The 26,529-nt window shown below is 73.3% G+C and carries 25 protein-coding genes; 11 read left to right on the top strand and 14 right to left on the bottom strand.

Features of this window, described 5'->3' with window-relative positions; translation table 11 throughout:
* Window positions 1-92: 92 nt before the first annotated feature.
* The 7 genes from moeZ to ACIRPP_RS13650 all read right to left on the bottom strand — a co-directional run bounded on the left by moeZ (window position 93) and on the right by ACIRPP_RS13650 (window position 9,717).
* Window positions 93-1,271, bottom strand: a complete 1,179-nt coding sequence (moeZ, locus tag ACIRPP_RS13680) for an adenylyltransferase/sulfurtransferase MoeZ (protein WP_403641488.1) — start codon at window positions 1,269-1,271, stop codon at window positions 93-95.
* Window positions 1,272-1,334: 63 nt separating this feature from the next.
* The gene (locus ACIRPP_RS13675; RefSeq protein ID WP_403641485.1) at window positions 1,335-2,084 is read right to left on the bottom strand and encodes a spherulation-specific family 4 protein; all 750 of its coding nucleotides are present in this window, start codon (window positions 2,082-2,084) and stop codon (window positions 1,335-1,337) included.
* Window positions 2,072-3,037, bottom strand: coding sequence for an NAD-dependent epimerase/dehydratase family protein (locus ACIRPP_RS13670; protein ID WP_403641482.1), 966 nt, complete (start codon window positions 3,035-3,037; stop codon window positions 2,072-2,074). Before ACIRPP_RS13670 ends, ACIRPP_RS13675 begins: the two co-directional genes overlap by 13 nt.
* A gap of 285 nt (window positions 3,038-3,322) precedes the next feature.
* Entirely contained in the window at window positions 3,323-4,672 is a 1,350-nt protein-coding gene (locus ACIRPP_RS13665; protein WP_403641479.1) for a hypothetical protein, read from the bottom strand.
* Window positions 4,669-6,453 carry a DUF3492 domain-containing protein gene (locus tag ACIRPP_RS13660; RefSeq protein WP_403641476.1) on the bottom strand — a complete coding sequence of 595 codons (1,785 nt, stop codon included), beginning with the start codon at window positions 6,451-6,453 and terminating at the stop codon, window positions 4,669-4,671. The genes ACIRPP_RS13665 and ACIRPP_RS13660 overlap by 4 nt, the downstream gene beginning before the upstream one ends.
* A gap of 238 nt (window positions 6,454-6,691) precedes the next feature.
* Complete coding sequence (locus tag ACIRPP_RS13655) at window positions 6,692-8,047, bottom strand: DUF3152 domain-containing protein (protein WP_403641473.1); 1,356 nt, start codon at window positions 8,045-8,047, stop codon at window positions 6,692-6,694.
* Between the two features lie 596 nt (window positions 8,048-8,643).
* Entirely contained in the window at window positions 8,644-9,717 is a 1,074-nt protein-coding gene (locus tag ACIRPP_RS13650; RefSeq protein ID WP_403641471.1) for an alpha/beta fold hydrolase, read from the bottom strand.
* 248 nt (window positions 9,718-9,965) lie between these two features.
* Here ACIRPP_RS13650 and ACIRPP_RS13645 point away from each other — a divergent pair, with 248 nt between their 5' ends.
* The 4 genes from ACIRPP_RS13645 to ACIRPP_RS13630 all read left to right on the top strand — a co-directional run bounded on the left by ACIRPP_RS13645 (window position 9,966) and on the right by ACIRPP_RS13630 (window position 11,905).
* Window positions 9,966-10,193, top strand: coding sequence for a hypothetical protein (locus tag ACIRPP_RS13645; protein WP_403641468.1), 228 nt, complete (start codon window positions 9,966-9,968; stop codon window positions 10,191-10,193).
* Between the two features lie 225 nt (window positions 10,194-10,418).
* Window positions 10,419-11,063 (top strand): TetR/AcrR family transcriptional regulator, encoded by a 645-nt coding sequence (locus tag ACIRPP_RS13640; protein ID WP_164332558.1) that lies wholly within the window; start codon window positions 10,419-10,421, stop codon window positions 11,061-11,063.
* 144 nt (window positions 11,064-11,207) lie between these two features.
* Window positions 11,208-11,435 carry a DUF3107 domain-containing protein gene (locus tag ACIRPP_RS13635; RefSeq protein WP_164350261.1) on the top strand — a complete coding sequence of 76 codons (228 nt, stop codon included), beginning with the start codon at window positions 11,208-11,210 and terminating at the stop codon, window positions 11,433-11,435.
* A 200-nt stretch (window positions 11,436-11,635) separates the two neighbouring features.
* Window positions 11,636-11,905 carry a hypothetical protein gene (locus tag ACIRPP_RS13630; RefSeq protein WP_403641465.1) on the top strand — a complete coding sequence of 90 codons (270 nt, stop codon included), beginning with the start codon at window positions 11,636-11,638 and terminating at the stop codon, window positions 11,903-11,905.
* Between the two features lie 165 nt (window positions 11,906-12,070).
* On the opposite strand, the gene ACIRPP_RS13625 is transcribed toward ACIRPP_RS13630, so the two are convergent.
* Entirely contained in the window at window positions 12,071-12,826 is a 756-nt protein-coding gene (locus ACIRPP_RS13625) for a ferritin-like fold-containing protein (protein WP_403641462.1), read from the bottom strand.
* A 287-nt stretch (window positions 12,827-13,113) separates the two neighbouring features.
* Between ACIRPP_RS13625 and ACIRPP_RS13620 the strand changes: the two genes are divergently transcribed.
* Both ACIRPP_RS13620 and ACIRPP_RS13615 read left to right on the top strand, forming a co-directional pair.
* Window positions 13,114-15,495: a DEAD/DEAH box helicase gene (locus ACIRPP_RS13620; RefSeq protein WP_403641459.1), complete on the top strand. Its 2,382-nt coding sequence runs from the start codon at window positions 13,114-13,116 to the stop codon at window positions 15,493-15,495.
* A 132-nt stretch (window positions 15,496-15,627) separates the two neighbouring features.
* Window positions 15,628-16,551, top strand: a complete 924-nt coding sequence (locus ACIRPP_RS13615) for an alpha/beta fold hydrolase (RefSeq protein WP_403641457.1) — start codon at window positions 15,628-15,630, stop codon at window positions 16,549-16,551.
* Between the two features lie 8 nt (window positions 16,552-16,559).
* On the opposite strand, the gene ACIRPP_RS13610 is transcribed toward ACIRPP_RS13615, so the two are convergent.
* Window positions 16,560-17,453, bottom strand: coding sequence for an NYN domain-containing protein (locus ACIRPP_RS13610; protein WP_403641454.1), 894 nt, complete (start codon window positions 17,451-17,453; stop codon window positions 16,560-16,562).
* 249 nt (window positions 17,454-17,702) lie between these two features.
* On the opposite strand from ACIRPP_RS13610, the gene ACIRPP_RS13605 reads away from it, so the two are divergent.
* The gene (locus ACIRPP_RS13605; RefSeq protein ID WP_403642200.1) at window positions 17,703-17,840 is read left to right on the top strand and encodes a hypothetical protein; all 138 of its coding nucleotides are present in this window, start codon (window positions 17,703-17,705) and stop codon (window positions 17,838-17,840) included.
* A gap of 259 nt (window positions 17,841-18,099) precedes the next feature.
* On the opposite strand, the gene ACIRPP_RS13600 is transcribed toward ACIRPP_RS13605, so the two are convergent.
* The 4 genes from ACIRPP_RS13600 to ACIRPP_RS13585 form a co-directional block, all read right to left on the bottom strand.
* Window positions 18,100-18,705, bottom strand: coding sequence for a MarC family protein (locus tag ACIRPP_RS13600; RefSeq protein WP_192231055.1), 606 nt, complete (start codon window positions 18,703-18,705; stop codon window positions 18,100-18,102).
* Window positions 18,706-18,765: 60 nt separating this feature from the next.
* Entirely contained in the window at window positions 18,766-19,626 is an 861-nt protein-coding gene (locus ACIRPP_RS13595) for a PHP domain-containing protein (RefSeq protein WP_403641451.1), read from the bottom strand.
* Window positions 19,627-20,027: 401 nt separating this feature from the next.
* On the bottom strand, window positions 20,028-20,669 hold the full coding sequence (locus ACIRPP_RS13590; protein WP_164339150.1) for a DUF6758 family protein: 642 nt from the start codon (window positions 20,667-20,669) through the stop codon (window positions 20,028-20,030).
* A gap of 151 nt (window positions 20,670-20,820) precedes the next feature.
* Window positions 20,821-21,405 carry a suppressor of fused domain protein gene (locus tag ACIRPP_RS13585; protein WP_403641448.1) on the bottom strand — a complete coding sequence of 195 codons (585 nt, stop codon included), beginning with the start codon at window positions 21,403-21,405 and terminating at the stop codon, window positions 20,821-20,823.
* A 556-nt stretch (window positions 21,406-21,961) separates the two neighbouring features.
* On the opposite strand from ACIRPP_RS13585, the gene ACIRPP_RS13580 reads away from it, so the two are divergent.
* A complete protein-coding gene (locus tag ACIRPP_RS13580; protein WP_403641445.1) occupies window positions 21,962-23,077 on the top strand; it encodes a magnesium and cobalt transport protein CorA in 1,116 nt (371 codons plus the stop codon).
* Between the two features lie 22 nt (window positions 23,078-23,099).
* Complete coding sequence (locus ACIRPP_RS13575) at window positions 23,100-23,609, top strand: hypothetical protein (protein WP_403641442.1); 510 nt, start codon at window positions 23,100-23,102, stop codon at window positions 23,607-23,609.
* A 4-nt stretch (window positions 23,610-23,613) separates the two neighbouring features.
* Here ACIRPP_RS13575 and ACIRPP_RS13570 read toward each other — a convergent pair whose 3' ends face one another.
* A complete protein-coding gene (locus ACIRPP_RS13570) occupies window positions 23,614-24,393 on the bottom strand; it encodes a hypothetical protein (RefSeq protein WP_403641439.1) in 780 nt (259 codons plus the stop codon).
* Window positions 24,394-24,608: 215 nt separating this feature from the next.
* Between ACIRPP_RS13570 and ACIRPP_RS13565 the strand changes: the two genes are divergently transcribed.
* Both ACIRPP_RS13565 and ACIRPP_RS13560 read left to right on the top strand, forming a co-directional pair.
* Window positions 24,609-25,892, top strand: a complete 1,284-nt coding sequence (locus ACIRPP_RS13565; protein ID WP_403641436.1) for a magnesium transporter MgtE N-terminal domain-containing protein — start codon at window positions 24,609-24,611, stop codon at window positions 25,890-25,892.
* A complete protein-coding gene (locus ACIRPP_RS13560) occupies window positions 25,882-26,493 on the top strand; it encodes a DUF1003 domain-containing protein (RefSeq protein WP_403641434.1) in 612 nt (203 codons plus the stop codon). Before ACIRPP_RS13565 ends, ACIRPP_RS13560 begins: the two co-directional genes overlap by 11 nt.
* Window positions 26,494-26,529: the final 36 nt, after the last annotated feature.

The following is a 26,529-nucleotide window of genomic DNA, read 5'->3' as shown; positions in this document are numbered from 1 at the left end:
CGTGGACGGCCGGCGACGGCAGGAAGCCCACGGCGTCCGAACTGGTCGGAGCCGTGGGCTTCTTCAGCCTCGTCGGGCAGTGGGGCCCGGGGTCAGTAGACCGGCTTGTCCGGTTCGATCTGGTTGACCCAGCCGATGACGCCGCCGCCGACGTGGACGGCGTCGGCGAAGCCCGCGGACTTGAGGACCGCGAGGACTTCCGCACTGCGGACACCCGTCTTGCAGTTCAAGACGATCTTCTTGTCCTGCGGGAGGCTCTCCAGGGCGTTGCCCATGAGGAACTCGTTCTTGGGGATCAGGCGGGCGCCGGGGATGGAGACGATCTCGAACTCGTTCGGCTCGCGCACGTCGATGAGTTCGAGGCTCTCGCCGTCGTCGATCCACTCCTTGAGCTGCTTGGGAGTGATCGTGGAGTCGACCGCCGCGGCCTGGGCCTCCTCGGAGACGACGCCGCAGAAGGCCTCGTAGTCGATGAGCTCCGTGACGGTGGGGTTGTCGCCGCAGATCGCGCAGTCGGGGTCCTTGCGGACCTTGACCTGGCGGTACTGCATCTCCAGGGCGTCGTAGATCATCAGGCGGCCGACCAGCGGCTCACCGATGCCGGCGAGCAGCTTGATGGCCTCGTTGGCCTGGATGGAGCCGATGGACGCGCACAGCACGCCCAGCACGCCGCCCTCGGCGCAGGAGGGGACCATGCCGGGGGGCGGGGGCTCCGGGTAGAGGCAGCGGTAGCAGGGGCCGTGCTCGGACCAGAAGACGGAGGCCTGGCCGTCGAAGCGGTAGATGGAGCCCCACACGTACGGCTTGTTCAGCAGGACGCAGGCGTCGTTGACCAGGTAGCGGGTCGCGAAGTTGTCCGTGCCGTCGACGATCAGGTCGTACTGGCTGAAGATGTCCTTCACGTTGTCGGACTCGAGCCGCTCCTCGTGGAGCACCACGTTCACGTACGGGTTGATGCCCTTGATCGTGTCCCGGGCGGACTCCGCCTTGGGGCGGCCGATGTCGGCCTGGCTGTGGATCACCTGGCGCTGCAGGTTCGACTCGTCGACCTCGTCGAACTCCACGATGCCGAGCGTGCCCACGCCCGCGGCGGCCAGGTACATCAGCCCCGGCGAACCCAGACCACCGGCGCCCACGAAGAGCACCTTGCTGTTCTTCAGCCGCTTCTGCCCGTCCATCCCCACGTCGGGGATGATCAGGTGGCGGGAGTACCTGCGGACCTCGTCTACGGTGAGCTCGGGGGCCGGCTCGACCAGGGGTGGCAACGACACGGGGACTCCGTTGGTCGGTCAATCACTACGGTTGTTCTCCTCGTAACAGTGCCACGGCCTTTTTCATTCCGAGACACCCGTCCCGATCCGCGAGACGAGATCGTCCCAGTAACCGGGCAGGCACTCCCAGGGGTCGGTGCGGGAGCCGCGCTCCACCCGGTCGGTGAAGTAGATGGTCGCCGCGCCCTGCCAGCGGGCGATGCGCAGGGCCTCCTCCAGGTGGGCGCGGGGCACGCCGTGCACGAAGTGGCAGAACCGCTCGGGCGGATGGTCGGTGGTCCACTCCGCCACCTGCGACCAGCGGTAGTCGCTCCACGGGCCGGAGAAGGTGACCAACTGGTCGGCGCACTCCGCGTATCCGGGGTGCGGGTGGATGCCGTGGCCGAGGACGATGTGAGCGGTGTCACGGATCGACCGGAGTCCGGCGACCGTCCGCCGCACCGCGGGCAGGGCCAGGTGGTCGGCCGGGCAGCGGTCGAGGAGGAAGCCGTCGACCCGGTACCAGTCGGCGAACCGGTGGGCGCCGGAGATCACCTCGTGGTGGCCGCGCGCGCCGTGCGCCAGGTCCAGGTGGCCGAGGACGCGCACTCCGCCGTTGCGCAGGTGCCCCACGGCTTCGAGGCAGCTGGGATCGGGCTGCACGCCGGGTCCGTCGGCCACGTTGAGGACGGCCCAGTGCAGGGGGGTGCCCGGACGGGTGAGTTCGCTCCACTCGGCGGACGCGACGAGGGGGTGCGCGAGCCCGGGGACGCCGAAGCCGTTGCGCACGCCGGTGTCGGCGGAGCCCGGTCTGGGCCGGGTCAGATACGGCATGCCGCCTCCATCCAGATGTCGGCGAGGGACTCCTCGAGGTTGATGCGGGGCCGCCAGCCGAGCCGGTCCCGCGCGGTGCGTACGTCGGCCTGCTGCCAGCTGCCGCAGCCGTCCGGGTAGGGGGCGGCCACCGGGGCCACCTGGTGGTCGGACTCGGTGCGGGGGTGGCCGATGGCGGGCCGCAGGTGCGGGGTGTGGGGGCCGTCCAGCTCGTGCAGTGCGCCGCTGTAGCCGGCCACGCGCGCGAGGACGGCGGCGGCGTCGCGCAGCCGGACCGCGCGGCCGGAGCCGATGTTGATGACGCCCTGGGCCGCGGACAGCGAGGCGGCGTGGACGGCCCGCGCCACGTCGCGCACGTCGACGAAGTCGCGCTGCGCGCCGAGCCCGCCCAGCTTGAGCTCGCCGTCGCCGGACTGCATGGCGCGTCGCATGGCCTCGGCGAGACGGCCGAGGGGGGAGCCGGCGGGGGTGCCGGGCCCGGCGGGCGAGAAGACCCGGAGCACCACGGCGTCCAGGCCGGACCCGAGGACGAGTTCGGTGGCGGCCAGCTTGCTGACGCCGTACGGGCCGCCGGGGCGCGGGACGGCGTCCTCCGCGGTGGAGGAGCCGGGCTGGCTGGGACCGTACTCGGCGCTGCACCCGATCTGGACGAGCCGGGCGCCGCAGCCGCTGCGGCGCAGGGCCTCGCAGACGGTGGCGACGGCGACGGTGTTGTGCCGGGTGAGTTCGCGCGCGCCGCCACGGGTGGCGCCGGCGCAGTTGACGACGACACCGGGGTGGACGGCGTCGAGGAACCGGGTGAGGGCGCCGGGGCTGCCGGTGGCGAGGTCGAAGCGGACGTCGGCGTCGTCGCCGCGGCCAAGGGCGGTGAGCTGGACGGCGGGGTCGGCGAGCAGGCGGTCGGCGACGAAGCGGCCGAGGTAACCGTTGGCTCCGATCAGCAGGACTCTCATCGGGCGGCTCCATCGACGTCCGAGGCTGCTGGGCGGGTGATCATGTGGGTTCTCCTTCGGGGGTGCGGGATGCCCGCGGTGGGGTGGTGCCGTGCCGGGCTGCCGGTCGACCGTGGCGTGGGCGGGGTGGGAGGTGACGGCTGTCCCGGTGGGGGGCACGCGGCTGCCCGGGGGCGCGCGTCGGGGGGTGGGCGGGTGCGGCCGGGAGTCCGGGGCGGGGACGCGCCGGTGCGTCCGCCGGTGCCCGGGCCGGCCGGGTGCCCGCCGGTGGGGCGGCCGGGCCGGTCATTGCGCCGGCTCCGGGTGGGAGTGGGCGGAGGCCCGGGTGAGGCGGCGGGTGGCGTGGATCAGCAGGACCAGGGCCGCGACGCCGCAGCTGAGGGTGGGCACGGCGGCCGGGTGCCAGGCCGTGACCAGGGTTTCCACCGGGGTGGACAGTGGGGTGAGGCCGGGGAGGCGGGCGGCGAAGACGGTCGTCAGGGCGAGTGCCTGGGCGGTGGCCGCGAACGCGACCAGCATCCTCGGGCCGTGGGTGAAGCCGTGGACGGTGAGGAGCCGGGCCAGGTGGAGCAGGGCGCCGGTGGCGAGGGCGCCGGAGACGGCGAGGGGCTCGTCGAGGGCCGTGGCGCACAGGACGAGGAGGCCCGCCAGGGCGCAGAGGAACAGGGCGACGGTGGCGAGCAGCAGGGGGCGCACGGAGGCGGCGAAGTCCTCCAGTCCGCGGCTCGCGGTGAGTTTGCGGCGGGCCCCGCGGGTGAAGAGGTGGGTGGTCCAGGCGGCGGGGGCACAGGCCAGCGCGAGGGCGAGCAGGGGGGCCGCGGCGAGCGGCCAGTCGCCGTCGGGGGCGGGCGGGCCGTCGGGGCTGCCGGTGATGGCGGCCTGGAGGAGCCCGTCGCCCAGCAGGGTGTAGCCGACGAGCCACCAGGTCCAGCCGGTCATGCCGGGGGCCGGGGTGCGGCCGGCCCTGCTCAGCGGGCCGCGGCGCAGGGCGGCCCGGACGGCCGAGGCGAGGGCGATGATGCCGACGGCGGCCGTGAGGAGCCGGGTCTGGCCGTGGGTGTGGCGCAGGACGAGCACCGAGGCGAGGCACAGGGCGCCGGGGAGCAGCGTGAGGACGATCCAGTCGGCCCGCGCCTTGGGTGCCGCGGTGGTGGCGGGGTGGGCGGTGTCGCCGTCGCGGGGCACGCGGGCGAAGAGTTCCTCCGCGAGGGAGAAGACGTCGCGGTGCCGGAAGCGGGCGGCGGTCCGGTCGGTGATGCCGTGGGCCTCCAGGCCGGCGGCGATCTCCAGCGGGTCCACGGCGCGTTCGCAGAGCTCGCGGTGGCGGTGCAGGAGGGCCTTCACCGGGTCGGCGGCGCCGCGCGGCCCGGCGGTGGCCCGCGGGGACACCCGCTGCCCGCCGACCGCGCCGGGGCCGCCTGCGCCACCGGGCCCACCGGCACGGCCGGGACCACCCGCATCGCCGGGGCCGGCGGCACCGCCGGAGCTGTCCGCGCCGCCGGAGCCGTCCGCGCCACCGGGTCCACCGGCGCCGTCGTCGGCGGCGGGGGAGGCGTAGGCGCCGCCGAGGCCGTCGGCCTCCTCCTGCGGCTCTCCCGGGTCACCGAGTTTCCTGAGGTCTCGCAGGCCGCTCATCGGGCGGCCTCCGTCGCGGTCGCCCGGGCGGCGGCGGGACGGGCCCACGTGGGCGTGGCGCGGCGTGCCGTCCAGTTCCCGGGGACGTGCGCCTCGGCGGGGACGGCGAACGGCAGGAGGCCGCCGGTGTCGTCGAGGCGGGCCCGGCGGAGGGGCGTGCGGGCGACGGTCTCCAGATACAGGCCGTCGAAGGCGGCGATGTTCTGCTCGACCGTGAACAACTCCAGTGCCCGGGCGCGTGCGGCGGCCCCGAGGCGTTCACGGCGCGCGGGGTCGCGCAGCAGGGAGACGCACGCCTCCGCGAGCGCCCGCGGATTGCGCGGCGGTACGACGAGTCCCGTGCCGCCGATCACCTCCACGACGGCGCCGACGTCCGTGGAGACCGTCGCCCGTCCGCAGAACATCGCCTCGACCAGACCGGCCGGGAAACCCTCGACGACGCTGGACAGCACGGTGACGGCACCGGCGGCGTAGGCGTCGGCCGGGGTCGGCAGGTCGGGCCCGCCGATCTCCTCGAAGGAGACGGGGTTGTCGCCCACGGCGTGCGGCCCGTCGGCCTCGTCGGGGAACAGGTGGGCGGCCAGGGCCCGGCAGTGCGCCAGGTAGGCGGTGCCCTCCGCGTCCGCCGGGGCGCCGACGATCCGCAGGCGGGTGCGGGGCTCCGCCTTGCGGACCTCGGCGAAGGCGTGCAGCAGGGAGACGAGGTCCTTGGCCGGTTCGACCCGGCCGGCCCACACCAGGGTGTCCGGGTCGGCGCACTCCGGTGACTCGCCCAGCTCGGCGAAGGGGGCCGCGTCCATGCCGGGGTACACCGTGCGCAGCTTGGCGCGGTCGGCCCCGCAGCGTTCCTGCCAGCGGCGGGCGTGGGTGTTGCCCGGGGTGACGAAGGTGGCGCGGCGGTAGGTCTCGGCGGCGATCCGCCCGTGCAGGGCGGCGAGCAGCGACCGCACCGCCGGGGAGGCGTCCGGGCGGGTCAGGTAGTGCGTCCGCAGCCGTACGCCGTACTCGGTGACCAGCAGCGGGACTCCGAAGAAGTGGTGGGTGAGGAGACCGGGCAGCGCGGCCGGGCCGCCGGACGCCGCGTGGCACAGGTCGACGGCGCCGAGGCCGTCCCGGCCGTACCAGTCGAGCGAGAGGGGGCGCAGGGCGCGTTCCAGGTGGGCGGCGACGGCGAGCAGATCCGGTACGCGGGCGTCGCGCGCGGCACGTCCGGCGCCGGGCGCACGACAGGCGCGTTCCAGGGCGCGCACGGCCGGCTCGGAGCGGAGGGCGGACACCAGCCCGCCTTCGTCGCGGGCGAGCTCGGCGAGGCCGTACAGAGCGTTGGCGAAACGGTCCGCCTCCGGTGCGGCAGGGTCTGTGCCCGGCAGCGGCACCGGGGGTGCGCCCGGGTGCGTGCCGCCGCGGCCCGCACGGTGGTCCTCGTCGTCGTCCCCGGCGGCGTGCGCGTCGGGGAGTGCGGCGGCGTGCGCGTCGAGCGAGCCGTGGTCCGGGGCGCACAGGACGGCGGCCAGTTCGCCGTAGTGCTCCATGAAGCGCCGGCGCGCACGGCGCCCGTGCACCACCCCGTCGTCCTCGGCCGCCCACAGCGGTGCCGTCCGTACCCGCGCGACCTGCGGCGGCAGCGGGACCCAGCCCGCGTCCTCCTGGGCCTCACTTCGGCTGAACGCGTAGACGTCGAACTCGTGTTGGCCGAGTCCGCGCACCAGGCGGTCGCACCAGAGCCCGGCGTCACCGCCCAGATACGGAAAGCCACCTTCCGTAAGCAGTCCGATGCGCACGAGTGCACCCCCGATCTCCCGTGTAGGGAGCCGCCGTTGACCCGACGGCTCGCAGCGGGACGAACGTATGCGGACCAGGCGGTGGTGCGATGGACGGTTGTCCGTCGCACCATCAGAAGGGGTGAACGGTCGTAACTTTCGGGTGCGGAGCGCGTTTGGTCGCGCTAAGAGATCGACCGGACACGATTCGTCACACGATCAGGTGGCAACGCCGACCAAGGCCGCGCCGGGCGGCGTGTCAGGCGTTCGGGTACGGCCAGGGGTTCGGCCGGCAGTCGATTCCGTCGTGGTCGACGAACTTGGTCTGCTGCTGCATGACCGGGGCCAGGTCGCCGTCCTTGTCGCAGGTGACGTGCCCGTAGCCGAGGCGGTGGCCGATCTCGTGGTTGATCAGCATCTGCCGGTAGGCGTGGATCTTGTCCCCGTACGGCTCGGCGCCCTGGGCCCACCGGTAGGCGTTGATCATGACGCGTTCGGTGGCCGCGGAGTCGCAGGAGACGTTGTCGACGGTGGTGTCCAGGCCGGACTTGGCGCACCATTCGGCAGTCGTGCCGGGACTGGCGAGGGTGATGACGAAGTCGGCGCGGCCCGAATGGATGCGCTCGAAGGTGCGGGCGCCCTTGTGGGCCCAGCTGCGCTCGTCGTTGAGCGTCTTCTGCACCGCCTCGGCGAACAGCTCGCCGTCGAGATCGAGCCCCTGCTCCACGTCCACCCGGTAGGTGATCTTCTGCCCCTTGCCCGGTGCCGCGGCGACGCCGCGGATCGCGTCGAACTTCCCCGAGCCCGCTAGGTCGGGCTTGAGCGCGTAGGTGGCGCCCATCTTCTCCGCGTAGGTCAGCGGCCGGGCCTCGGGCGCTGCGGCGGGCGTCTCCCGGTCGTCCCCTCGCGAGGCCGGTTCGCGGATGTCGCGCTGCCCGTCGGCCGCGGACTGCGACCGCGCGCCGGAGGCGTCGCCGTCGTCGGTGACCTGCCCGGCCACGACGACGGCGAGCACGGTGGTGATGGCCGCCGCCGCGATCCCGGTGAACGCGCGCCCCTTGACACCCTTGGCCGGCGCGGGCTCGCCCGTGGGCGGTGCGTCGTCCGGGCCGGCCGGGGTGCCGACGGGGGCGTCGGCCCACTCCGTGACGGAGGCGTACGGATCGGCGTAGGCGTCGGAGGCGTGCGGGTCCGTGCGTCGCGGGGCCGGCCGCGGCGCCGTGGACGTGCGGTGGCCGGTGGGAGGCGTGCGCGGCGTGAAGACGTCGTCGGGCGCGTCGAAGGCGGCGAGGTAGTCCTGCCGCGGGCCCGCGCCGGAGGGGGCCTGCCGCTGCCGCGGAACCGGCGCGGCCGTGCCCGTGTGAGCGCCGTAGCCGGTCGTGGTCGGCCCCGCCCCAGCGGGGCTGCCCCAGTGGCCCCAGCCGCCCCCGGCGTCCCGCTGCTCGGGGTGCCCGCCCCGGACCTGGGGTACGCCGTGCGCGGGCGTCCCGTCGGGAAGGCGCGGGGTCCCGTGCGCGGGCGTCCCGTCCGGCAGCCGGGGCACGCCACGTGCGGGCGTCCCGTCCGCGTAGCGCGGCACACCGTGCGCGGGCGTCCCCTCCGGCAGATGCGGCACACCCTGAGCAGGCGTCCCGTCCGCGTAGCGCGGCACACCCTGAGCAGGCGACCCGTCCGGCAGACGCGGCACACCCTGAGCAGGCGTCCCCTCCGGCAGATGCGGCACACCGAGCGCGGGCGTACCCTCCGGCAGATGCGGCACACCCTGAGCAGGCGTCCCCTCCGGGTACCTCCGCAGACCGTGCGGAGGCGTCCCGTAGGCAGGGGGGCCGTGCTGCGCGGGCGCCCCGTATCCGTGGGGGGCCGCATGTCCCTGGTGCGTACCGGGGCCGTGGGCCGGGTTCGCGTACCTCTCGCGGGCCCCGTACCCCTGCTGCTGTCCGTGCTCCTGCACGGGCCCCGTGGTCCGGGCCGCGTACGCGGGGGCGTCGTGGGCCGGGGAGCCATACGCGGCGCTCGGCCCGGGAACGGCGCCCGAGGGCTGCCCCTGCGGCCCGGGTCGCCCCGGCCACTGCTGCTGCGGCGGCAGTGGCTGCTGCGCTCGACCGTCCTGCCCGGCACCGGCGTCGCCCGGCAGGGGATGTCCGTCCCGGCCGGTGGGAGCGTCGCCCTTGGGTGCGGGTCCACGACGGCTGTGGCGTCCCACGTCGCGCCTCAGCCCCTCAGGTTCTCGGCGGTCGCCCCGCCGTCGGCGGTCTCGTCCGCGCGGGTGCCGGCGGCCGAGCCCGGGGCGCGCTTCGCGCCCGGCTGCACAGTATCCCCCTCCACCGCCGAATCCGTTGCATCCGCGAGGAGTTCACGGAAAGCGGCAGCCACCGTCCCGGGGTATTCCATCATCGCCACGTGCCCCGCGTCCGGGAGCGTCACCAGCCGGGAGTCGCGGAACGCGCGGGTGGCCCGCCGGGCCATGCGGAAGCCGACGAGCTGGTCCCGGCCGCCGTAGACGAGGAGAGTCGGAGCGAGCACCCGCTCGGCCTGGCGCCACAGTCCGTGCTGGCCGCCGAGGGTGTACGCGTTGACCAGGCCCCGCGCTGAGCGCGCCATGGCGTCCCAGAAGTACGGCAGCTGCTGCCGCCGCTCCATCTCCTCCACCGCGTGGCGGAAGCCCTCGGGGGAGACCCGCCCGGGGTCGCCGTAGCAGAGGGCCATCACGCCCCGCACCCGCCGCTCCGCGGTCCACTCGCGGGTGAGGCGGGTGAACAGCTGCGCGACGCCGGGCACGGCGAGCAGTCCGGTGGGCACGGCGGTGCGCTGCACCCGCAGCTCGGGCAGGGCCGGGGACACGAGGGTGAGGGTGCGCACCAGGTCGGGACGGGCGGCGGCGACCCGGGTGGTGACCGCCCCGCCGAGCGAGTTGCCGAAGAGGTGCACCGGGCCGCGGCCGGAGCTGTCCAGGTAACGGATCACCGCGCGTGCGTGCGCGGTGATGGAGTAGTTGCCGTCGTCCGGGGGCGGGGAGTCGCCGAAGCCGGGCAGGTCGACGGCCTCGCTGCCGACCACGTCGTCCAGCAGCGGCATCATGGCCGACCAGTTCTGCGAGGAGCCGCCGAGGCCGTGCACGTACAGGGCGGGAGGCAGACCCTCGCGCGCGGGCCGGCGCGAGCGCACGGTGAGCGTGACACCGGGCAGTTCCACGGACCTGACGTGCTCGCCCTCGGCGACCCGGACGGCGGCCGCCTTGGGCAGCACGTCGGTGGGCGGCACGAACGGCAGCTCGGGCGAAGACATGCGGCAATGTTACGAGACGATCACACGGCAGATCATGTGTTCGCCCTCACAGAGCCGTCCCCCGGCCCGCCCCGCGCGTCGGGCCGGGGACATCCGCGCGGGATGCGGGGGTGCGCGCTGCGTCACGTTCCGGTCGCGGATCGCATGGCATCCGGATCGGGTGTCTCCTACGCTCGTACAGAGGGCACCCGCATGTGGCCCCCTGTATTCCTCAGGGACATTCGCAGGAGTAGGAAGGGAGCCCAGCCATGGCCATAGATCCCACCGATCCCGAGACGTTCGTGACCGAAGAGGACCTCCCCGACGAGGAGCCGCTGGACGTCGAGACCCCGCGGGCCGACGCGGCGGACCAGCAGGCGGACGTCCACGAGGACCGGGACGACCCCCTCACCGAGGTCGACCGCACCCGGGCCAACGAGGCTGACCTCGTGGAGCAGGCCAGGGTCGTATCCCTGGACGAGGACGACTACCGGTGACAAGGTCTCCCAGGAGGCTGCCGTCGAACGGTCACCACGAGCGGTGCGGCGGGTACGGAGAAAAGGGCGTATCCTGCCCGGTCCGGCCTGCTCCGAAACCGTCCGCGGCACTTTCACCGCCGTCCGGTCCGTGAAATTCTGCACGCTCACCGCGCACACCACGGTTACCGAAAAGTACGATGGCGGCGCGGCTCACACCGCATGTGGACGACAATGGGAGGCGGCGTGACAGCCATCGAGCAGACAGAGGCGGTACGCCCGAGGGGCACCCGCCTGCCGCGCCGGGCCCGACGGAACCAGTTGCTGGGCGCTGCCCAGGAGGTCTTCGTCGCACAGGGCTATCACGCGGCCGCGATGGACGACATCGCCGAGCGGGCCGGGGTCAGCAAGCCGGTGCTCTACCAGCACTTCCCGGGCAAGCTGGATCTGTATCTGGCCCTGCTGGACCAGCACTGCGAGGCGCTGATCCAGTCCGTACGGGGCGCTCTCGCCTCGACGACCGACAACAAGCAGCGCGTGCGGGCGACCATGGACGCCTATTTCGCGTACGTGGAGGACGACGGCGGCGCGTTCCGTCTCGTGTTCGAGTCGGACCTGACCAACGAGCCCGCGGTGCGCGAGCGGGTCGACAAGGTCACCAACGAGTGTGCCGAGGCGATCTGCGAGGTCATCGCCGAGGACACCGGGCTGTCGCGGGACGAGTCGATGCTCCTCGCCTCGGGGCTCGGCGGCCTCGCCCAGGTGGTGGCGCGCTCCTGGCTGCACAGCGACCGCAGCGTGCCGCGGGACCAGGCGGTGCAGTTGCTGACCTCGCTGGCCTGGCGGGGCATCGCTGGATTCCCGCTGCACGGCAGCGAGCAGCAGCACTGAGGGGGCGCCGACGGTCGTTTGTTCCCGTCGGATGTTCGCTCCTGGCGTGGCCGGGCGCAGCGTGTACGTCCCCTCACCGGGCTAATGTGTGCTGGTACGGCGCGGAAGGTCGCGCACTTCACTGACCGTCGGAGGGACATAGCCGTGGAGGTCAAGATCGGCGTGCAGCACGCGCCCCGCGAGATCGTTCTGGAGAGCGGTCAGAGCGCCGAGGAGGTCGAGCGCGTGGTGGCCGAGGCCCTGGCAGGGAAGGCCCAGCTGCTGAGCCTGACGGACGAGCACGGTCGCAAGGTGCTGGTTCCGGCGGACCGCCTCGCGTATGTCGAGATCGGTGAGCCGACCCCGCGCAAGGTGGGCTTCGGCGCGCTGTAGCCCGAGGTCCCGGCGGGACGTCCGGCAGGGCGTCCGAGGGACGGACGGACGAACGGAAGGGCCCGGTGGTCGGGAGACCACCGGGCCCTTCCGTCTGCGCGGGTGAGGGCACGCGCAGGCGAGGATTGGATTTCGCAGGTCGAGGGTAAGACGGGCTTGACCGATTTGCGCAGGCCGGCCATGTGGGAGGGACCCCCGACATGCTCTTGGAAGCGATCAGCTCCGCGATCCTCGGCCTGGCACTCGCCTGGGCGGCCACGCGCCGTCTGCCGCACCGTCTCCCCTCCCCCGCGATGGTCGTCCCCACGGGTGTGGCCGGGGCCCTGTTCGGTGCCTTCGTGACACACAGCGCCCTGGACGCGGGAGGCCTGCCGGCGGTCCTGCTCGGGGCGGTGATCGTCTCCGTGGCCTCCGTGTCGCTGCTGCTGCGCCCCGCGGGAAGACTCGGTCGCCGCTCGGCGACCGCCTGACCCGCAGGCGCCGGCCCCGGCCCGGACGCTGACCGCGACCCCGGCGACACCACAACCACCCCGTCAGCGGGATCGGGATCGCGGCCCTCGGCGGACCGTCACCCCCCTGGCGCCGCCCGAGCCACCGTCGGGGCCTCGGGCCTGACCTGACCGGTACGGCAGTGGTCAGGCCGCCAGGCCCAGCGCCGCCATCCGCTTGGTGTGGGCCTCGGTGATGCGGGAGAACATCTTGCCGACCTCGGCGAGGTCGAAGCCGTCCGCCACCCCGCCCACGAGCATCGTCGACAGGGCGTCCCGGTCGGCGACCACGCGCTGGGACTGCGACAGGGCCTCACCCATCAGCCGGCGCGCCCACAGCGCGAGTCGCCCGCCCACGCGCGGGTCGGCGTCGATCGCGGCCCGCACCTTCTCCACGGCGAAGCCGCCGTGGCCCGTGTCGTCGAGCACACCCAGCACCAGGGCGCGGGTGTCGGAGTCCAGACGGGCGGCGACCTCGCGGTAGAAGTCACTGGCGATGGAGTCGCCGACGTAGGCCTTGACCAGCCCTTCCAGCCAGTCGGAGGGCGCGGTCTGCTTGTGGAAGCCGTCGTAGGCGGCGACGAAGGGCTCCATGGCGCGGGTCGGGTCCTCCCCGATCTCGGCCAGCCGGTCCCGCAGCCGCTCGAAGTGGTGGAACTCGGCCGAGGCCATCTTCGCCAGCTCCGCCTTGTCGTCCAGCGTGGGCGCCAGGTGCGCGTCCTCCGCGAGCCGCTCGAACGCCGCGAGCTCTCCGTACGCCAGTGCGCCGAGCAGGTCCACGACCGCGGCGCGGTACTGCGGTTCGGCGGACGCGGCAGCCCAGTCGAGGGCGGCGACGCCGGTGTGTGCCGGCGCGGAGTCGGCGGTGTCCGAGGCGTTGTCAGGCTTGTCAGAGCTCGTCATGAAGCGCACAATAGCCCGCTCTCCGCGACCGGGAAGGGCCTGGTCAATCAGTGTGACGACGACTACGTGACCAAATCGGCCATCGCGTGTGCGCGATTCCGGGGTATGGTGGTAATGCGCCTGCTGAGCACTTTCACGTACTCGCCAGGCCGTATGTATGAGGATGCCCGGTCGGTGGCCCGATCGGCTCCGACCCGACAGCCCTCCCTGACCGTACGGCACGTTTGCGTACGACGATCGGAGGAAACCTCCAGCGGTTCGAGCGCTAGAGCGTTGGCAGTGGTCCCGTGTCCACGGCATCAGCCGTACGGCCGCCGACGTCCCCGCACGGTCCCTATGCGACCCCCGCGCTCGCCTCGCACCGCGTACACAGAAGAGGCAGCACCCTGACTACGACGTTCCGAGAGCTCGGGATCCTCCCCGAGACCGCCGAGGCCCTGGAGGCCGTCGGCATCATCACGCCCTTCCCCATCCAGGAGATGACGCTCCCCGTTGCCCTCTCGGGCACCGACGTCATCGGCCAGGCCAAGACCGGCACCGGCAAGACGCTGGGCTTCGGCCTTCCGCTCCTCGAGCGTGTCACCGTCCCCGCAGACGTGGAGGCGGGCCGCGCGAAGCCCGAGGACCTCACCGACGCCCCGCAGGCCCTCGTGGTCGTCCCCACGCGCGAGCTGTGCACGCAGGTGACCAACGACCTGCTGACCGCCGGCAAGGTGCGCAATGTGCGGGTCACCGCGATCTACGGCGGCCGCGCCTACGAGCCCCAGGTCGAAGCCCTGAAGCAGGGTGTCGACGTGGTCGTCGGCACGCCGGGCCGGCTGCTCGACCTCGCCGGGCAGAAGAAGCTGAACCTGAAGCACGTGCGGGCGCTCGTCCTCGACGAGGCCGACGAGATGCTCGACCTGGGCTTCCTGCCCGACGTCGAGAAGATCATCAACCTGCTGCCGGTCCGGCGCCAGACCATGCTGTTCTCGGCCACCATGCCGGGCGCGGTCATCGGACTCGCCCGCCGGTACATGTCGCAGCCCACGCACATCCGCGCCACCGCGCCGGACGACGAGGGCGCGACGGTCGCGAACACCAAGCAGTACGTGTACCGCGCCCACAACATGGACAAGCCCGAGATGGTGGCGCGGATACTGCAGGCCGAGGGCCGTGGCCTGGTCATGGTCTTCTGCCGCACCAAGCGCACCGCCGCCGACCTCGCCGACCAGCTCAAGCAGCGCGGCTTCGCCTCCGGCGCGGTCCACGGCGACCTCGGCCAGGGCGCCCGCGAGCAGGCGCTGCGCGCCTTCCGCAACGGCAAGGTGGACGTCCTGGTCTGCACCGACGTCGCCGCCCGCGGCATCGACGTCGAGGGCGTGACGCACGTCATCAACTACCAGACGCCCGAGGACGAGAAGACGTACCTGCACCGCATCGGCCGCACCGGCCGCGCCGGCGCGAAGGGTACGGCGATCACCCTGGTCGACTGGGACGACATCCCCCGCTGGCAGCTGATCAACAAGGCGCTGGACCTCGGTCTCGGCGACCCCCAGGAGACGTACTCCACCTCCCCCCACCTCTACACGGACCTCGGGATCCCCGGGGGCACCAAGGGGGTGCTGCCGCGCTCGGAGCGCACCCGCGCCGGGCTCGACGCGGAGGAGCTGGAGGACCTGGGCGAGCCGGGCGGCCGTGGGCCGCGTGGCCGGGGCGGCCGCAGCGACCGGGGCGACCGCGGTGGTCCGCGGCCGGCCGAGCAGGAGCCCTCGGCCCGCACGCCGCGTCGCCGCCGCCGTACGCGGGGCGGTGCGCCGCTCGACGAGTCGGCGGGGCAGCCCGCCGCGACGCCGGCCGGTGAGGGTGCCGCCGAGGCGGACGACGCCCCCCGCACTCCCCGGCGCCGGCGCCGCACGCGCGGTGGTGTGACCGCCGACGCGGGCCCGGTGACCCCCGTCGCGTCCGACGACCGCACCGACGCCCCCGACGCCGCGCAGACCGCGCTTGACACGGCCGAGGGCACCTCCGCGGACGCCGCCGAGGCGCCGTCGAAGCCGCGTCGCCGCCGGACCCGCAGGTCCGCCGGCACGAGCCCGGCCGAGGCGGTGGCCCCCACGGGCGACGCGCCCGCCGAGCAGGCCGACGCCGGCGTGACGGCCCCCGCGGACACCGAGCCGCAGGCCCCCGCCGCGGCTCCGCGCCGCACCCGGACGCGCAAGGCCGCGGCCGCCGAGCCCGCCGCCACCGCGGTGGACACGGTCGAGGAGGCCGCCGGGACGGTCGCCGAGCAGACGGAGAGCAAGCCGCGCCGCCGCACCCGCAAGGCCGCCGCGACCGCCGACGCGGCCACCGGCATCCCGGCGCAGCCGGAGTCCGACGAGGCCGCCGAGGCCAAGCCGCGGCGCACCCGCAAGGCCGCCGCGAAGGCCGAGACCGCCGTCGACACCGCCGAGGCCACCGAGGCGAAGCCGCGCCGCCGGACCCGCAAGGCCGCCGACACGGCCGTCGCCGACATCCCGGCGCAGTCGGCCGAGCCGGCGCCGGAGCCCGCGGCCGCCGAGGCCAAGCCGCGCCGCACCCGCAAGGCGGCCACGGCCGCCCCGGAGGCGGACGCCCCGGCGGAGACCGAGCCCCGGGCCCGCCGGACCCGCAAGGCCGCGGCTGCCGCCGAGCCCACGGACGGCTGATCCGGAGCAGAAGCACACGCCGACGGCCCGGTCCCCCACAGCGGGGGGCCGGGCCGTCGGCGTGTGTCCGGGAAGCCCGGCCCCGGCGACACACGGCCGGGGGCGGGGCGGGCCGCCCGCTACCCTTCAGCCGTGACCAGTAGCCCCGTTCCCCCGTCCTCCGACTCCGCCCCGCCCGCCGCCGCGCGGGCCCGCCGGCTGGCCACCGCGCGCGGGGAGTTCGCCGTCGTCGACATGCCGTCGGCCGACGGGGTCGAGCCGAAGGGCGTCGTCCTGATGCTGCCCGGGTTCACCGGGAGCAAGGAGGACTTCCGGCTGGTGCACGAACCCCTCGCGGCACGCGGCTACCGGACCGTCGCCGTGGACGGGCGCGGCCAGTACGAGACGGAGGGCCCGGACGACGAGTCGGCCTACGCCCAGGCCGAGCTGGCCCGGGACGTCCTCGCCCAGGCCGAGGCCCTCGGCACGCCCGTGCACCTGGTGGGGCACTCGCTCGGCGGGCTGATCGCCCGGGCCGCCGTCCTGCTGGACGCCTCCCCGTTCCGCTCGCTCACGCTGATCGCGTCCGGCCCGGCACGCATCTCCGTCTCGCAGGAGCAGCGGGTGAAGCTGCTGCGGGACGCGCTGGCGGTGATGTCGATGGAACAGTGCTGGGAGGCCATCCTGGCCATGGGGCCGCCGGAGGAGGTCGGAGGTCCCGCGCGGGGCATCGGCGGCCAGGAGCAGCTCCGCCGGCGCTGGCTGGGCACCAAACCCGCCCAACTGCTGGCGACCGGGCGTCAGTTGCTGGCCGAGCCGGACCGGGTGGCCGAACTGGCGGCGGTGTCGCTGCCCTTCCACGTCCTGTCGGGCGCCCGGGACGACACCTGGCCGGTGCCGGACCTGGACGCCATGGCCGTACGCCTGGGAGCGCACCGCACGGTCGTCGCCGGGGCGGAGCACTCCCCCACGGTGGACCGGCCACTGCCGACCGCCGGCGCCCTCGCCGCGTTCTGGGACACACTCGCCTACGGTGACGGGTCCGGGGCCGGGTCCGGGTCCGGGTCCGGGAGCTGAGGCCCTGGCTAGTACTGCGCCCGCAGGTGGTCCCAGAAGCCGTCGCGCAGGGAGCGCCGCAGGTCCGCCTGGCCGCGCAGGGAGTACTGGAGCAGGCCCTCCGCCTCCACCAGCAGGTCCTGGTCCACGGAGCCGGGCAGGTAGGGATGGCCGGGCAGGAGTTCGCCCAGCGCCTCCCGGCCGCGCGAGCCCAGCCACTTGGCGGCGATCTGCGCGCCGACGAAGCGGACGTCCTCGCGGGTGGGCCGGCCCGTCGTGGCTTCGAGGGCGGGGACGGTGCGCCGGGAGACGTAGGGCTTGAAGAAGTCGAGGTCGAAGGTGCGCTGGCTGTCGACCTCCCAGAGCAGCGGCTCGGCCTGGTTGCGGCCTTCGGGCGCCTCGACGCCCCAGAGGTGGACGCGGGCCCCGTATCCCTGGGCGGCCTCGACGGCGGACACCAGGTCCTCGTCGCCGCCGAGCAGGGCGGCGTCGCTGATCGCGCGGTGCCGGGCCAGTGACTCCAGGTCGGAGCGGATCAGGGAGTCGACGCCTTTCTGCTGGTTGTTGGCGTTGAGGTTGCCGAGGCGGACTTTGACGTCCGGGAGCTCGGCGATGGACTGCTGCTCGGCCGTGTGGATGCGGCGCCGGGCGCCGTCGTACCAGTAGACGCGGAGCAGGCGGCTGTCCGCGAAGATGGTGCGGGCCCGGTCGATGAGCGCGTCGATGAGTCCGTCGGCGTCGAGGTCGAACGCCCGCCGGTCCTCCGTCCCGGCCACGAGCCGCCCCGCCGCCGCGTACAGATACCCGGCGTCGACGAAGATCGCGTGGGTGGAGGGCGTCTTCGCCACCTCGGCGAGCATGCGGTGCAGCAGCTCGTTCGTGCGGTCGATGCGGTCGGTCAGGTCCGCGAGGTCGTCGTTCATCACCTCCCATTGTCTCGACGGTCACGCTGCGAACACAACCGGTCCCGGTCGGTCTCGTCCGAAACGTGTCCGCAGGATCGAGGCGATATTTAGACGATCGAAAATTTTCTTTAGCTAGGGAATATGTGTGCGGCGCAGAGGGTTGTTCCCAGGTGGAACGCGAGCCGTCCGCCCGCGGGCCAGCCATCGAGTAGTTCTCCTTCAGGAGGATGACCGGACGAAGGGAGAGGCCTTTTGCGCTTCGAAATCATGCGACTCGACGACGTCGACGGCACACCCGTGGACACGACCGTCGTGGACGCCGCGTCCGTCAACGGGATCGTTCAGCAGGCCGCCGCCATCGGGCAGCGCCTGTGGATCCGCCCGGCAGATACGCCGACGCCGTAACGCGCGAGCCGCCCCCGGGGAGGCCGTGACGCGGGGCGTCGCAGCCGGTAGGCCATGCACAGCCGGTCGCCGCATCGCACGCGCCACTGACCGCCGTGCCGGACCGCCCGACGCGCCGTCCGCCCTCCGCGCGGTTCTCGCCGCACCGTGAAGGCCCGCCCCGGACGCCGGATTCCCGCTCCGCACGCCGACGGCCCCCGTACCCCACCTGACGACGTGGGTACGGGGGCTTTGTGCGTTCTCCGGGCGGGCGGGAGGGTCAGCCGCCGCGGACGACCTGGGTGACGCCGTTGATGATCTGCTGCACGGCGATCGCGGAGAGCATCATGCCCGCGAGCCGGGTCACCAGGACCACGCCGCCGTCCTTGATGATCCGGATGATCAGCAGCGAGTACCGCATCACGAGCCAGAGCACGACGTGGATGGCCAGGATCGCCGCCCACACCGACACCTGCGCGGCGGTGCTGTCGGCCTTCTGCACCGCCAGGATGACGGACACGATCGCCCCCGGACCGGCCAGCAGGGGCATGCCCAGCGGCACCAGGGCGACGTTGACGTCCTTGGTCTGCTGGGGTTCGTCGGTCTTGCCGGTGAGCAGGTCCAGGGCGATGAGCAGGAGCAGCAGCCCGCCCGCGATCATCAGGGCGGGCACGGAGACGTGCAGGTAGTCGAGGATCTGCTGTCCGACCAGCCCGAAGACGACGATGACGCCGCCGGCCACGCAGACGGCCTGGAAGGCCATCCGCTTCTGCACCTTGCCGGTGCGGCCCGCGGTCAGCGCGAGGAAGATCGGGGTGATCCCGGGGGGATCCATGATGACGAACAGGGTGAGGAAGAGGGAGCCGAAGACGGCGACGTCGAACATGACTGCCTTGCTGGAAGTGAACGAACGAGAAGGGTGGACGAACGAGGGGACGCGGAGCGGTTACCGGGCCCCGCCGGCCCCCGGCACGGGGAAGGCGCCGGTCGCGCGCCGGGTAATCTCGCCGTACACCTCGGGGTCCGTCATGAACTCACCGAGGACGCAGGTCTTCCGGCTGCCGTGGTAGTCGCTGGAGCCCGTCACCAGGAGCCCCAGCTCCTGGGCGAGGCCGCGCAGCCGGGCCCGGGTGTCGGGGTCGTGGTCCATGTGGTCGACCTCGATGCCGTCCAGGCCGGCCTCGGCCAGCTCGGCGATGGCGGCTTCCGGGACGGTCCGGCCGCGCTTGCTCGCGGCCGGGTGCGCGAACACCGCGACCCCGCCCGCGCCCTTGACCAGGCGCAGCGCCTCGAAGGGGTCCGTCTCGTGCTTCTGCACGTGGGCCCGGCCGCCGTCGGCGAGCCAGTCCAGGGTGAAGGCGTCGTTCACGGTCGGCACCACGCCCAGTTCGACGAGGGCGGTGGCGATGTGCGGGCGGCCGACCGAGCCGTCCCCGGCGATGCGCTGGACCTGATCCCACGTGATGGGCACGCCCAGCCCGTTCAGCTTGGCGATCATGCCCTGGGCCCGGGGCACCCGGTCGTCGCGGACCAGCTCGCGCTCGGCGAGCAGGCGCGGCTCCTCGGGGTCGAACAGGTAGGCCAGCAGGTGCATGCTCACGCCGTCGAGGCGGCAGGACAGTTCGGCACCGGTGACCAGCGTGAGTCCCTCGGGCAGCGCGGCCAGGGCCTCGGCGTGGCCGCGGGTGGTGTCGTGGTCGGTCAGCGCGATGACGTCCAGGCCGACCGCGGCGGCCTTGCGGACGAGGTCCGCCGGAGTGTCCGTGCCGTCGGACGCGGTGGAGTGGGTGTGCAGGTCGATGCGCACGACGCGTACTCCAAGCGGTGACGGACGGATGGGGACGCTCCAGGATAACCGGAATCCGCAGCGCCCCTGTCACAGCTGAACCGGCTTGGCGCCCCCTACAGCCGCCTTCCGGTGACACACGGCTCCGGCCGGTCACCGGACGCACACCGTGCGGCACCGGCGGGTCACGGCTCCCGCGGGTCCGGCGTGATCCGAACCAGTGGCCGCCAGGGTCTTTCGTTTGGATCAGGCCGGATCAGGGAGCGGGGTCCGGTGATGGGGGTACCTCCCACGCCGTTCAGGCAGTGGGGGAACCTCGCAAGGCGGAGGAGGGCGGCAGGGCGGAGCCCTGACAGCCGACGACAACGCGGCGAGGCGCGGTGCCGGGGCCCGCGAGCCCGGCATGATCCCAACGAGAGGCCCTACGTCTGCAGCAGGCGCGGGGAGAGCGCCCCGCAGGGCACCAGTTCCACCTCGGCCCCGGCGTCGCGCAGGTCGGCGAGGACCAGCTCGTCGTACATCAGCAGGCCCGACTGCTCCGGCCACACGACCGCCCACAGCCACAGTCCGAGGGCCTCGCCCGCGAAGACCGCCCGGTCGTCCGGCGTCTTGCTGACGTGCCACAGGGGGGTGGGGCGTCCGGCGGCCAGCACCTTGGTCTGGGCGGGCTTCTCCACGTTGAGGTACGGCCCGGGGTCCGGGCCGTCGATGCCGGCGTAGCGCGCCCCGAGGCCCACGCCGAGTTCCTCCGCCACCAGGACGAGTTCCCCCATGCCCCCGAGCGGCCCCGGTCCGGTGCAGGCGACGGCGGTGGCACGGCCGCCGCTGCGGTCGTCACCCGCGCAGGCCACCCCGGTGAACAGCCAGCCCACGGGCAGCGGCCACGGCATCCATACGGGCACCTTGGTGCGGTGGACGACGACATTGAGCGCCTCGACGCTCGGCGGTATCACGGGCTGGAGCGGGTGCACGGTGCCGTGCACGTCGCACTGCCACGCATCGGAGAAGAGGCCGGGAGCCCTGACCCGGCCACCACACTTCGGGCAACTGGGTTCGCCCCTCATAGGGCCCCACGGTCCTACCCCTTCCGCGTCCCGTCAAGGACGATCACCCGTCCGGAGGGAGCCGGGTCGTCCGGCAGGCGTCGGGACCGGAGCATCACCGGGGGCAACTGCACGGATCGGCAGGCCCGTTGGTGAGGTTGCTCACGGTGGCTCAGGCCAGCGCGACGGAGGCGCGGCGCGGGTCGCGCAGGTCGGTGCCCCGTTCCAGCCAGCGTTCCTGGAGGGCCTGGGCGCCGTGCACGCGCTTCCACGCGGCCTCGTTGGGCGTCATGGGCAGCAGCGGCAGGAACCGCACCGGGTCGAGGGGCTCGTCCAGCTCCAGGTCCTCCACCAGGCCGCCCGGCTCGGCGACGAGCACCGAGGTGAACGGCGCGCCCGGCCACAGCGGTTCGCCGACGTCGAGGGAGGCACCCGGCGCCACCACCACGCCCTCGACCTGCGGAGACGCGGCGAGCACGGCGAGCGGGCGGAGCACCTTGTCGGTGTCGGCGAGGCCGGCCCGCACGGACAGCACCAGCTCCGTGCGCGGCCCCCTGACGGGGTCGGCGACCACCGCGGTGGGGTCGGTCATGGGCTGCGCGGACATGCCGAGGGTGGCGTACCGCACGATGTCGCCCTCCTGGAAGCGCAGCACCTCGATGCGGTCCGTGCCCAGGAAGGTGACCGCGGCGCGCGCGTCCGGCTCGCCCAGCGCCGAACGCAACCGGGCCTCGACCAGAGGAAGAACATCTGCCATGCGCCGAGCATAGAACTCGCCAGTACCGGGCAAAGCCGCGCCTTGACATGACGGCCTGCTGCTACATTGGGCCGTGCTTCGGGACAGCGCACAGCAGTGCGTCCGCCCGGGCCCCCGGGCTGCGGCGGCGCCGTGATCGCGTCCCGGCACCGAAGTGACACATCCCCCGTTCGCGGGGGTATCCCCACGGGGATGGTGAATCGTCCCTCACGAGGGACCGGCCGGAGGAGGTGGTGCTGGCATGGACCGAAGTCGACCGTGCAGTATCACCCGCTCTTCCGCCTTCTGACGTCTTTCGTCCGTTCCTGGTGCGCCACCTCTCGTACGTGCGTCCCCACCGGAAGAGCGCTTCGTTTCGTTCTGCCTGATCTGCCCCTGTAGCTGTATCAGCGACGAAGCCCGCCACCGCGACGGTGCGGTGCTCCCCGCTTTGTGGACGTGCCAAACATCCTTCCCCGCCCGTCCGGGAGGGAATCCTGGTCAGGACGTCCTCATTCCGGGAGGTTCCACCCGTCGTACCGGCGCCTTTCGTTGCCCGCTCGCGAAGGAGCCCGCCATGTCGATGATCCGCGACCTGCGCGCCGTGGTCCGTCCCTCCCGTGTCTCGCTGCGGAAGGAGAGCAGCGCCTACGACACCACCCGCGATCCCGGCTCGGTCACCGCCGTGGTCGACTGCGCCGTGTACCGCGACGGCCGCCGGCTGACGACCGAGGGGCCGCTGAACCCGCAGGAGGCCATGCGGCTGGTGCGCCGCGACGGCGGCTTCGTGTGGATCGGCCTGCATGAGCCGACGGAGGCCGAATTCGCCGGGATCGCCCGGGAGTTCGGGCTGCACCCGCTGGCCGTGGAGGACGCCGTCCAGGCCCATCAGCGGCCCAAGCTGGAGCGCTACGACGACTCCCTCTTCACGGTCTTCAAGACCATCCACTACCTCGACCACGACCGGCTCACCTCCAGCAGCGAGGTGGTGGAGACCGGCGAGGTCATGTGCTTCACCGGCCGGGACTTCTTCATCACCGTCCGGCACGGCGGGCAGGGCTCCCTGCGGGCCCTGCGGCACCGTCTGCAGGAGGACCCCGAGCTGCTGGCCAAGGGCCCCTCGGCCGTGCTGCACGCCATCGCCGACCACGTCGTCGACGGCTACATCGCCGTCGCCGACGCGGTGCAGGACGACATCGACGAGGTCGAGACCGAGGTGTTCTCGCCGGGCCGCAAGGGCACCCCGCGCGGCACGGACGCCGGGCGGATCTACCAACTCAAGCGCGAGGTGCTGGAGTTCAAGCGGGCGGTGTCGCCGCTGCTGCGGCCCATGCAGCTGCTCAGCGAGCGGCCGATGCGGCTGATCGACCCGGAGATCCAGAAGTACTTCCGGGACGTGGCCGACCACGTGGCCCGCGTCCAGGAACAGGTCATCGGCTTCGACGAACTGCTGAACTCCATCCTCCAGGCGAACCTCGCGCAGGCGTCCGTGGCGCAGAACGAGGACATGCGCAAGATCACCTCGTGGGCCGCGATCATCGCCGTGCCGACGATGGTCTGCGGGGTGTACGGGATGAACTTCGAGCACATGCCGGAGACCGACTGGAAGTACGGCTACCCCCTGGTCCTGTCGGTCACGGTGGCGATCTGTCTGGGCATCCACCGCACGCTGAAGCGCAACGGCTGGCTGTGAGCACGCTGGATAGGCTGGGCTCATGACAAGCGAGCTGCTCGACAGGGCCCTCATCGAGGAGGCCACGAAGAAGTCCGGCCTCGTCTGGGTCGAGGGATCCGCCGGTCCCGCCCGCGCGCTGTGGCACGTCTGGCACGAGGGAGCCGCCTGCCTGGTGGGCGACGGACCGGGTGAGCAGCCGCTGCCGGGCCTGGCTGACGGCGCCCGCGCGCAGGTCACCGTCCGCAGCAAGGACAAGGGAGGCCGGCTGGTCTCCTGGACGGCGACGGTGGCGGAACTGCCGGCCGGCTCCGAGGCGTGGACGGCGGCGGTCGCCGAGCTGAAGGGCAAGCGGCTGAACGCGCCCGACGGCGAGGCGGTGCCGGAGCGCTGGGCGCGGGAGTGCCGGGTGCTGCGGCTGGAGCCGACCGGTGCGACCGCGCCGCTGCCCGAGGGCTCGCTGGCCGCGCCACCGCGTCCGACACCGGCCACCACCCGGCGCCCGGCCCCCGCGGGCCTGCCCCGGCTGCTGGCGCGCCGCAGACGCGGCTAAGGCTTCACGACGAGGGCAGCTGCTTGCCGTAGTCGAGGGTCTCGTCCTTGGCGGGCTTCTTCAGGGGGAAGTCGGTGCCCCAGGCCGAGAAGCTGATCGTGCCGGCCTTGCCCGCCCGCTCCAGGCGCAGCGGGTACGGCGTGCCCTCCAGGGACACGTCCAGGGTGCCGCCCGCGCCGTCGTCTCCGGTGATCCGGATCGTCCGCACGCCCTCCTGCTCGTGGTGGCCGTCCGTGGCCAGCTTTCCGTGCAGGGTCAGCAGACCGTCGAGGAGGACGTCCTTGTCCGTGAAGCCGCTGAACTTCTTGTACGCGGGGTCGCCCTGCGGCACCTTCACGTACTTCGCGGCTAGCTTCTCCGCCGCCGCCGCGTCGGCCGCGGAGCCGCCCTTGCCGTCGCCGCCCTCGTCGCCGGTGCCCGCATGACCCCAGAACTCCGCGCCCGCCTTCAGGAACAGCTCGTCGTCGATGCGCAGCAGGCGGAAGGTCTGTCCCCCGGAACTGACCGACCCGATGCCGCCCTCGGTCTTGAGCCGCATGTCGAGCGTGTAGCTGCGTCCGCTGCTGACGACCGTGCCGTGCAGCCGGACGGTGTCGACGGACTCGGCGGCCTTGCGGGTCCGGCTCTGGATCTGCTCGGCGGACAGCTTGCCGACCCCGTTGGTGCCCTCGTTCGGGTCCTCGGCGCATCCCGTCAGCGCCGTCCCGGTGACCAGCAGCGCGCACACGGCGCCCGCCAGCACGGCACTGCGACGTCGGGGACGGCCCGGGGAGATCGGAGTCACAGGTGCGGCTGCCTCTCGGACGGGGACCTGAACGGCGTACCGCAGAGTACCGGGGGCAGGGGAGACGGGTGGAGCCAGTCCGTCCGGACCGGTCCCCGGAGCACCGCCGATCGGGACGGGCTAGCCTGAAGCCCACCCGAGCGGGCCATTCGGACAGCGAACGCAGCAGGCAGTACCCGACCACGAACCACCCCGCACGCAAAGGAGCCGCCGCCATGGCAGCGGGCGCCCCCCGGATCTTCGTCTCGCATCTCTCCGGCGTCGCCGTCTTCGACCCGAACGGCGACCAGGTGGGGCGCGTGCGCGATCTGGTCGTCATGCTGCGGGTCGGCCGCCGGCCTCCGAGGCTGCTCGGCCTGGTGGTCGAACTGCCCACCCGGCGCCGCATCTTCCTGCCCATGACCCGGGTGACCGCCGTGCAGTCCGGGCAGATCATCTCCACCGGGGTGCTCAACGTCCGGCGGTTCGAGCAGCGGCCCACCGAGCGGCTGGTCTTCGGCGAACTCCTGGACCGCAGGGTCACCCTGGTGGACAGCGGCGAGGAGGTCACCGTCCTCGACCTGTCGGTGCACCAGCTGCCCTCCCGACGGGAGTGGGAGGTCGACCGGGTGTTCGTCCGCAAGGGACGCAAGGGCGGCGCGTTCCGGCGCAGGAAGGGCGAGACGCTGACCGTCGAGTGGTCCGCGGTGACCGGCTTCTCCCTGGAGGAGCACGGCCAGGGCGCCGAGAACCTGCTCGCCACCTTCGAGCAGCTGCGCCCCGCCGACCTGGCCAACGTCCTGCACCACCTCTCCCCCAAGCGCCGGGCCGAGGTCGCCGCGGCCCTCGACGACGACCGGCTCGCCGACGTGCTGGAGGAGCTGCCGGAGGACGACCAGATCGAGATCCTCGGCAAGCTGAAGGAGGAGCGGGCCGCCGACGTCCTGGAGGCGATGGACCCCGACGACGCCGCCGACCTGCTCGGGGAGCTGCCCGAGGACGAGCAGGAGCGGCTGCTGAGCCTGATGCAGCCCGGCGACGCGGCCGACATGCGGCGTCTGATGGCGTACGAGGAGCACACGGCGGGCGGTCTGATGACGACGGAGCCGATCGTGCTGCGGCCGGACGCGACGGTCGCGGACGCGCTCGCCCGGATCCGCAACCCCGACCTGTCCCCGGCGCACGCCGCCCAGGTGTACGTGTGCCGGCCGCCGGAGGAGACACCGACCGGCAAGTACCTGGGCACGGTGCACTTCCAGCGGCTGCTGCGGGACCCCCCGTTCACGCTGGTCGGCTCGATGATCGATGACGACCTGCAGCCCCTGGAGCCGGACGCGGCGCTGCCGCTGGTCGCCGGGTTCTTCGCCACGTACGACATGGTGGCGGCGCCCGTGGTCGACGAGGCGGGCTCGCTGCTGGGCGCGGTGACGGTGGACGACGTGCTGGACCACATGCTGCCCGACGACTGGCGCGAGACCGAGTTCCACCTCGGGGACGGGGTGGTGACCGATGGGTCCTGAGCGTGACGGCCTGCGCGAACGTCTGCCGTCCGGGGCCACCGCCGCCGGGCGGCGGCCCCGGACACCGCGTCTGGACCAGCCGCGGCCGCCGCGGCGCCGGATCCTGCCGGAGTGGGACCCGGAGGCGTTCGGGCGGCTCTCGGAGCGGATCGCGCGCTTCCTGGGCACCGGGCGGTTCATCGTCTGGATGACGGTCGTCATCATCGTGTGGGTGGTGTGGAACGTGTCGGCGCCGCGCGAGCTGCGCTTCGACGAGTACCCGTTCATCTTCCTGACCCTGGTGCTGTCCCTCCAGGCGTCCTACGCGGCCCCGCTGATCCTGCTCGCGCAGAACCGGCAGGACGACCGCGACCGGGTCAACCTGGAACAGGACCGCAAGCAGGGCGAGCGGTCCATCGCGGACACCGAGTACCTGACCCGGGAGGTCGCCGCGCTGCGGATCGGGCTGGGCGAGGTCGCCACCCGCGACTGGATCCGCTCGGAACTGCAGGACCTGGTGAAGGAACTCGACGAGCGGCGCGGCAACGGCCACCGCGAGCACGGCGCGATTCCGGCACTCCGGGCGGAACGGCCGCCCCGACGTGACGCAGACGACCGCTGACGGGCTTACCGGCCGGTGTACCCGGCGCCGTACCAT

It is taken from the genome of Streptomyces sp. NPDC101219, from assembly GCF_044767675.1.
Classification (GTDB): Bacteria; Actinomycetota; Actinomycetes; order Streptomycetales; family Streptomycetaceae; genus Streptomyces.
Note: the sequence above shows the minus strand (reverse complement) of the source record. Positions and strands in the feature narration are given on the sequence as shown.